This window comes from Streptomyces sp. NPDC051018 (assembly GCF_044456085.1).
In the GTDB taxonomy this organism is placed as follows: Bacteria; Actinomycetota; Actinomycetes; order Streptomycetales; family Streptomycetaceae; genus Streptomyces.
Genome location: NZ_JBITFN010000019.1, coordinates 148967 through 155986, shown reverse-complemented (window position 1 = coordinate 155986; position 7020 = coordinate 148967). Strand labels below are relative to the sequence as shown.

At 68.0% G+C, this 7020-nt stretch carries 8 protein-coding genes; 4 read left to right on the top strand and 4 right to left on the bottom strand.

The features are described 5' to 3' along the window. Positions 1-271: 271 nt before the first annotated feature. A complete protein-coding gene (locus ACIBCM_RS27915) occupies positions 272-958 on the top strand; it encodes an HAD family hydrolase (protein ID WP_399247877.1) in 687 nt (228 codons plus the stop codon). 239 nt (positions 959-1197) lie between these two features. Here the strand turns inward: ACIBCM_RS27915 and ACIBCM_RS27910 are convergent, their stop codons facing one another. Then, entirely contained in the window at positions 1198-1374 is a 177-nt protein-coding gene (locus tag ACIBCM_RS27910) for a hypothetical protein (RefSeq protein WP_399247858.1), read from the bottom strand. Positions 1375-2102: 728 nt separating this feature from the next. Between ACIBCM_RS27910 and ACIBCM_RS27905 the strand changes: the two genes are divergently transcribed. Both ACIBCM_RS27905 and ACIBCM_RS27900 read left to right on the top strand, forming a co-directional pair. Next, on the top strand, positions 2103-2771 hold the full coding sequence (locus tag ACIBCM_RS27905; protein ID WP_399247856.1) for a YdcF family protein: 669 nt from the start codon (positions 2103-2105) through the stop codon (positions 2769-2771). Positions 2772-2907: 136 nt separating this feature from the next. Further along, positions 2908-3468 (top strand): GNAT family N-acetyltransferase, encoded by a 561-nt coding sequence (locus ACIBCM_RS27900; protein WP_399247854.1) that lies wholly within the window; start codon positions 2908-2910, stop codon positions 3466-3468. An 89-nt stretch (positions 3469-3557) separates the two neighbouring features. On the opposite strand, the gene cutA is transcribed toward ACIBCM_RS27900, so the two are convergent. Further along, complete coding sequence (gene cutA, locus ACIBCM_RS27895; protein WP_399247852.1) at positions 3558-3884, bottom strand: divalent-cation tolerance protein CutA; 327 nt, start codon at positions 3882-3884, stop codon at positions 3558-3560. A 127-nt stretch (positions 3885-4011) separates the two neighbouring features. On the opposite strand from cutA, the gene ACIBCM_RS27890 reads away from it, so the two are divergent. Then, complete coding sequence (locus ACIBCM_RS27890; RefSeq protein WP_399247850.1) at positions 4012-4467, top strand: gamma-glutamylcyclotransferase family protein; 456 nt, start codon at positions 4012-4014, stop codon at positions 4465-4467. A gap of 185 nt (positions 4468-4652) precedes the next feature. Here the strand turns inward: ACIBCM_RS27890 and ACIBCM_RS27885 are convergent, their stop codons facing one another. After that, positions 4653-5456: a hypothetical protein gene (locus ACIBCM_RS27885; RefSeq protein ID WP_399247848.1), complete on the bottom strand. Its 804-nt coding sequence runs from the start codon at positions 5454-5456 to the stop codon at positions 4653-4655. A gap of 144 nt (positions 5457-5600) precedes the next feature. Then, a complete protein-coding gene (locus tag ACIBCM_RS27880; RefSeq protein WP_399247846.1) occupies positions 5601-6977 on the bottom strand; it encodes an MFS transporter in 1377 nt (458 codons plus the stop codon). Positions 6978-7020: the final 43 nt, after the last annotated feature.

The window sequence follows — 7020 nt, the reverse complement described above, 5'->3', positions numbered from 1 at the left end:
TCAGCCACGTGATCATTCTGGCCTCGGCCCGCCACGCAGGGAACCACCCACGCGGCGGGCCGTCACGAGGCAAACATTGCCTGATACGGCACTAGCGATCGGTTACCGTTCTGCTTCCGGTAGTACCTGATCCTCGCCCCGATCGGCAACTTCGGTGTTTCCCGCATCCGTCCTCCCGTAATGCACCAGCGTAGGACGGACCTTCCCACTATGGAGCCTTTCCGTAACTATCGAGGGACACATGGTGATCAAGCTTGCAGAGGGTCAACGTATGCCTCAACTCGTTCTCTGGGACATCGACCACACCCTCATCGCGTCGCGTGGCGTCGGACGCAGACTCTCCGCAGCGGCGTTCGAGCGGGTGACCGGCCAGCCCATGCGGAGTCAAGCGACGATCGACGGCAGAACGGAGGCGCTGATCTTCCGGGAGACGGCACAGTTGCACGGGCTCTCGACCGACCGTGCCGACTTCCAGAGGTTCGCGCGGGCCCTCACGGAACTGTACGTTCAGCACGCCGGGAAGCTCAGGGAACAGGGCTCCGCCCTCCCCGGCGCCGCCGCTGCACTGGACGCGCTCGCCATCGCGGGCGTTCGTCAGACAGCGGTGACCGGCAACGTGCGTGCCGTCGCAGAGGTCAAGCTGGACGTTTTCGGCCTTGACACTCACATGGAGTGGGAAGTCGGCGCGTACGGAGAAGACGCCGACCTCCGCCCCGCCCTCGTTGACCTCGCCCTGACCCGCTCCTCGGTCACGGCGGCGGAAGCCGTACTGATCGGCGATACCCCTGCGGATGTCGAAGGCGGTCTTGAGACAGGTGTGCGCGTCGTCGCTGTCGCTACAGGCCGCAGCTCCGCATCCGATCTACGCGCCTCGGGCGCAGACATCGTCCTGGAAGACCTCACCGACTTGGATCTCCTTCTCAGGGCCATTGCCACGACAGGTGATCAAGGATTCTGACGCTATAGACGCAGGACGCTGTGGTCCCCCGCTGCTACCGAACTTGATTGGGTGATGTCGGGGTCGTTCGCCTGACGGCGGTCGGTCCTGTCGGGGGTCTTCGGGCCCCTCAGGCCTCAATCACACCCACGACCTCTCCCACACCATCATCCCAACCTCCAAGAATCGACGGATACACGGGCATCTCAGATGAATCACCTCACAGAGGCCATTTCGAAACTGCGTCGGTGGATCAAGGCTTAGTCGTCCACCCGGGGCGGCAGTTCGGGATTTTTGAAGCGGTGCCACGCATCGCGTGCTTTCCCGGCGGAGTCGATCACGTCCGGGACCTGGTCCAGCAGACCCTTCAGAGCGAAGAGCAGCACAGAAGCCACGCTGGCGATGGCGAGAATGACAATGATGACGGTGCTGTCCACCGACCCTGACCTTCCCTGTTGTGGGTCGGATCGGGTGCGCGGGCAGCCTCGATCCGAACCCTACGGTTCGGACCGAGACACCCGCGCTGACGCACGAACGCGCAAATGTTCTCGGACAGGCTGATGCGTGCATCAGCCTGTTGGTACGGGTGGTGCCCGCCGTCATCTTCTCGGTTGCGACTTAGCGTGCGTCGGGCTGGTTTGCGGCCCCGCAAGCCTACGAGTGTGTCAGCAGGGGAATCAGCATTGCGCTGAACATCCACCATGGTGCATCGGAGACCATTGCGGCCTCCGATGACTACCAGTTTAGCGCAGACCGGTCAGCAGCGGGTTAAGACACAACTAGGTCGTTTCTGATGGCTTTTGGGGGGCTGGGTGGATCTCGTGGTTCTCCGGGCAGGTGGCATGTATGGTGCGGTGACACGAGCTCACGGACGCGCAGTGGTAGAAGATCGAACCTCTCCTTCCCGCTAATGGCAAGCCGGGCGGGCAGTGGGCGGATCACCGCAGGGTGATCAACGGGGTGCTGTTCCGGGCCCGCGTGGCGCGCCTTGGCGTACCGGGCACGTACAAGTCCTTGTGCGCGAGCTGGTTCGGGCGAGTGCGCGTTCTGGACGCCGCCGCGCAGATCGCGGCCCGGGTTCGGACTGCGCCACCAGCTCGCCAGCATCGACACCATCCGCACCCCCACCGGCCCTCAGCCTCGATCCGCATGACGAAGGACGTCCGTGAGCAGCAGCACCCGGCACACGATCACCACGACTCACAAGGAGCAGGCCCGCCTCATCTGGGACTACCACCAGATGGGTCACGAACTCCGCCCGGCGGACGTGGCGATCGGCCTCGGTAGCCACGACCTCGGTGTCGCCGCCACCACGGCCCGCCTCTACCACCAGGGCCTGGCCAAGATCATCGTGTTCACCGGCGGCACCAGCCCCACCACCCGCAACACGTTCCCCCGCGGCGAGGCCGTCCACTACCGCGAGCACGCCCTCACCCTCGGCGTCCCCGACCACGCCATCCACACCGAGCCCCACGCCACCAACACCGGCCAGAACATCACCTACAGCCGCGAACTCCTCGCCCAGAACGGCATCGAACCCCACACAGTCATGCTGGTCACCAAGCCCTACATGCAACGCCGCGCCTACGCGACCACTCGCCACGTATGGCCCGGGCCTGAGGTGATCTGCGCCTCCGAAGACCTGCCCTGGGAGAACTACCTCGCCGGAATCGGCGACGAGCGACTCGTGGTCGACATGCTCGTCGGCGACCTCCAGCGCGTCATCGAATACCCGCACCTCGGCTACGCCATTGAGCAGGACGTACCCAACGAGATTCGCAACGCCTACGAGGCCTTGGTCGACGCCGGTTTTACCAGCCGTCTCATCACCTGAACCCGCAGCGCCACCGACCGTTCCCACAGCATGACGACAGATGGCCACCATCTGCCCCATTGCCACGGACCGAGCGTGCGCAGCCGGCCCGGTCCGCCGACCGCCTGACCGAGTACGTCAGGGTGAAGGGTGCCGCATGACCCCGCTCACGTACGAACGCCACGATGGCCAGACCGCCCGCAGGCGACTCGACGACTTCCTCTCCGCCTATGAGGAGGTCTACGCCGAGCCCCCGTACAACGAGGGCCCCAGCGACGTCGCGCAGTTCATCGACCACTACCTGGTTCACGTCCAGCGGGACGGGATGCGCCTGGTCATCGCCCGCGACGGCGAGGAGGTGGTCGGGTTCTCGTACGGCTACCTGCTGCCCGCCGACACCGGCTGGTGGAGCAATGTGGACCAGGACCTCTCCGCCGACTTCACGCGCGAGGACGGCACCCGCACCTGGGTGATCCTGGAACTCGCAGTCCGCAAGCCGTGGCGCCGACGCGGGATCGCCGCCGCCCTGCACAGCGCGCTCCTCGACGGTCTGGCCGTCGAGCGCATTACCCTCACCGTCCGGCCGGAGCCCGAAGCCGCCCCCGCACAGGCCGCGTACGAGAAGTGGGGTTACCGCACCGTCGGCATCTCCCATCCCTGGGAGGATGCCCCGTACTACCGGGCGATGGTCCTCGACCTCGTCGGCCGCGCCGGGTAGACCCGATATGACGAAGGCACCCCGTTCGATTCCAGAGAGCGGGGCGCCGTGCTTCCCGCGCGAGCGGGGATGGACCGAAGGTATCCGGACTACGTTTCGCGGCTTTCCGCTGCCACCCATGACAGATACTCGGCCGACCCGCCGTCTACGGGCAACACGATCCATTGCGGCACCTCGTATCCATGGGTAGCGGCCACCCACGCGGCCAGCTCGGGCAAGCGCTCCCGCGTCGTCTTGTACGAAATGCGCCACTCCGTCTCCGACTGCACCGCACCTTGCCAGCGGTAAACCGCCCTGAGCGGAGGGTCAATGTGGGCGCCCGCCGCCAGCCTGCGGTCCACCGCCCCCCGCGCCAACTCCATTGCCTTCGTCTCGTCATCGATGGTGGTTTGTGCAACTACGACGTCTGCGGCCACGCCAACTCTCCCTGGTCCGGGGATACCGTCACCAGCAGACTAGTCATCCACCGCAGCCCCTTCGCCTCGGACCTGCCAGAGGACGTCACGCAGAACACGTGCCCAGACGACGAGAGGATCGCCGAGCGTGGAATTGCAGCACCAGCGGACTGTCCAAGATCGGCTCGCTGCCGAACCCGACGTCTTGTTCGTCTACGGGACGCTCCAGTTCCCGGAGGTTTTGCAAGCGCTGTTGGGGCGGATACCCCGCAGCACCCCAGCTATCGCGCGCGCGTGGCGCGCTGCTGCCCTCGACCGGAGGGTCTATCCCGGTCTGGTCGAAGCTGAGCAGGACGCGAACGGTCTTCTTCTGGACGATCTGAGTGCCAAGGAATGGCGGGCTCTCGACAGTTTCGAGGATGACAAGTACGCCCTCCGGGAGATCCACCTCGTCGGCGGCGCACATGGGTGGGCGTACATCTGGCCGGGCATTGACGTACTTCCGGAGAACTGGGATCCGACGCGCTTCCGCACCGATCACCTGACTGCCTACGCAGCACGCTGTGGAGCGCTCACGGCGCGACGGGTCTCACCAGCCTCCTGACAGATGCCGCTGAGAAAGAGACAAGGCACCCCGCTCGGTTCCGGAGAGCGGGGTGCCGGGCTCACTTCCCTTCGGGCGGTCGCTCCTCGTCGTACTCCGGGCACAACTGCGACAGGCGACGATTCGCCTGGTCCACGGCATCCCTCAGCGAGTGGTTGACGCGCGGGCGGACGGGGCCGGAGGGCTCAGGGCTTCGCGTACGGCGATTCGGGCTGGGGGCCGCTGCCCTCGCGGGCCGCGATCCACTTGTCGTGCAGCCACATCTGCGTGCCGCGCCGGCCCTCGGAGTCGTCCCAGCGGATATCGCGCTCGTAGGTGATGATCTCGCCCTTGTCGTTGACGATCACCCAGGTGTAGAGGCCGTTGTCGTGGCGGCTCTTGACCTTGGCGCCGGAGACGGTGTGCTCGGTTCCGGCCTGGTCGCGTACCTCCTCGTCGTGACGGTTCACCCACTGCACGTCGAGCCCTTCCGCGTGCTCCGGGACGAAGCGCTCCATCCAGTCGAAGGCCGCCTTCTCCGCGGCTTTCTCCGCGGCCTTGTCGGAGGACACGGACGAGGAGGCCGCGTCCAGGGTCATCCGGGTGTAGCCGAGCAGGGTGCCCCGGCCGTCCACGACGGTGGTGATGTGCTCCCCGCCGAGGGTGCGCTGGGCACCGCGCTCGTAACGGACGACGGTCACCGGGCGGTCGTCGTGCTCGTCCTCGCGGACCTGTACGGGCCGCCAGCCGTCCGGGACCGCGAGCCCCGCGTCGGTCAGGGACTCCTGGGACTGCCGGGTGGCGGAACGCTCCTTGGCGCTGCCCGGGGGTACGGGTTTCACGTTCTTCTTCTCCTGGTTCTCCGTGCCGCCGCCCGTCGGCCCGGTGGCCGGGGCGGAGGCCGTGGTGGTGGGGGACGCGTCGCTGTCGTCGGCGTTGACCAGCAGCGCCGTGCCCAGCACGCAGACTCCGCCGAGAGCGAGGGCCGGGATGAGGATGCGAGATCGCATGGGCTTGTCGTTCCTTCCTTGTGGTGAGGGCCTTCCGTGAATGTGAGCGCCTTCCGTGCGGTTCCGGCGGTGGTGGTGCGCCCTGGCCATGGGGCCGTCCCTGTGGCCAGGTGCCGGGCCGTATCGGTCCGGCACCCGCGGTGATCAGCGGCGCAGGCGCTGCCCCGTGGCCGCCAGCGCCGCACCGGCGCACAGGACTCCGGCGATCACGGCGGAGACGGTCGCGAAGCCGTCGCCGGAGGAGGTCGCCAGCAGGGGGCCGAGGCTCGCACCGGCGAAGAGGGCGAACGTGTAGAGCGCGACCGCCGCGCCCCGGGCCGGACCCGCCTGCGATCCGATGGCCTCGACGAGGGCGGGCGCGGTGACCGCGACTCCGAGGACGAAGACGAACAGCAGGGCCCCGAGGACCAGGGGACCGAGGCCGTCACCGGAGCCGAGCAGGGCGGTCGCCCCGCTCACCGTGCCCGCCAGGAGCAGGGCCCCGACCACCCGGTGCGCGGCGGGCAGCCGGACGAGGAAGGGGGTGAGCAGCGGTATCAGCACCATGGCGGGCAGCGAGCCGGCCCGCAGGAGCAGCATCGCGTCGGGCCGGCCGGTCAGCGAGGGCGGGCCCATGACCTGGAGCGCGGTGTAGAGGGCGACGAAGCCGCACAGCAGGGTGACCGTGGCCAGCAGAAACAGGATCAGGGAGGGCTTGGTGAGCAGTCGGCCCATGGCCCGGTAGGCGTCCATGGCCGAGGCGGCGGCGGTGCTCCGGTCGGGCAGGAGCACGAGGTGCAGCAGTACCGCGCCGCCCACCATGGCCATGGCGCAGATCAGGAAGACCGCCTGCCAGTTCCAGGCCTCGGCCACGGACTGGGAGAAGATCTGGCCGAGGACACCAGCCGAGAGGAACGAGCTGGTCAGCCAGGTCATCGCGGCGACTCGCCGGGCCGGTTCGACCCGTTCGGCGATATAGGCGAAGGCGGCGGGCGCGAAGGCGGCCGCCGCCAGGCCCTGCACGGCACGGACGGCGCAGCCCGTCACGAGTCCGGGCGCCATCGTGACGGCGACCGTGGCGAGGGCGGTGAGCAGCAGCCCGGCGACGATGACCCGGCGCCGGCCGAAGCGGTCCGAGAGAGGGCCGGAGAGCAGGAACCCGGCGGCGTATCCGAAGCCGAAGGCGGTGGTGGCCCAGCCGGCCGCCGAGGTGGTCGTGGACCAGGAACCGGCGAGGTCGTCGAGGACCGGGAGCATCGTGTAGAGCTGCCCGACGACCAGGATGCCCACCGCGCACAGGGCCGGGACGGACTTCCCGAAGGAGGCGGCGCCGGTCCCTGCCCCGCCCCCGTACGGGGCAGGGACCGGCGCCGGGATCTCGACCGGGCCCGGCGCACGGACCGAGGTCGGGGCCGGGGCACCGACTGAGGTCGGGGCGCCGAACGCGGCTGAAGCGCCCGTGGTGCGGGGCGAGGCCGGCGCGGGGGCCGGCGTACCGACCCGGAGCGCCGACTGCGGTGTGACGTTCGAGTCGGTGGTCATGTCCTGTATTCGACCAACCAACTAGTTGGATGTCAAGAGAAGG

Excerpts from the sequence above, each read along its gene's own strand:
- ACIBCM_RS27885 (WP_399247848.1), bottom strand. The coding sequence starts at position 5,456 with ATGCGATCTCGCATCCTCATCCCGGCCCTCGCTCTCGGCGGAGTCTGC.
- ACIBCM_RS27880 (WP_399247846.1), bottom strand. The coding sequence starts at position 6,977 with ATGACCACCGACTCGAACGTCACACCGCAGTCGGCGCTCCGGGTCGGT.
- ACIBCM_RS27915 (WP_399247877.1), top strand. The coding sequence starts at position 272 with ATGCCTCAACTCGTTCTCTGGGACATCGACCACACCCTCATCGCGTCG.
- ACIBCM_RS27900 (WP_399247854.1), top strand. The coding sequence starts at position 2,908 with ATGACCCCGCTCACGTACGAACGCCACGATGGCCAGACCGCCCGCAGG.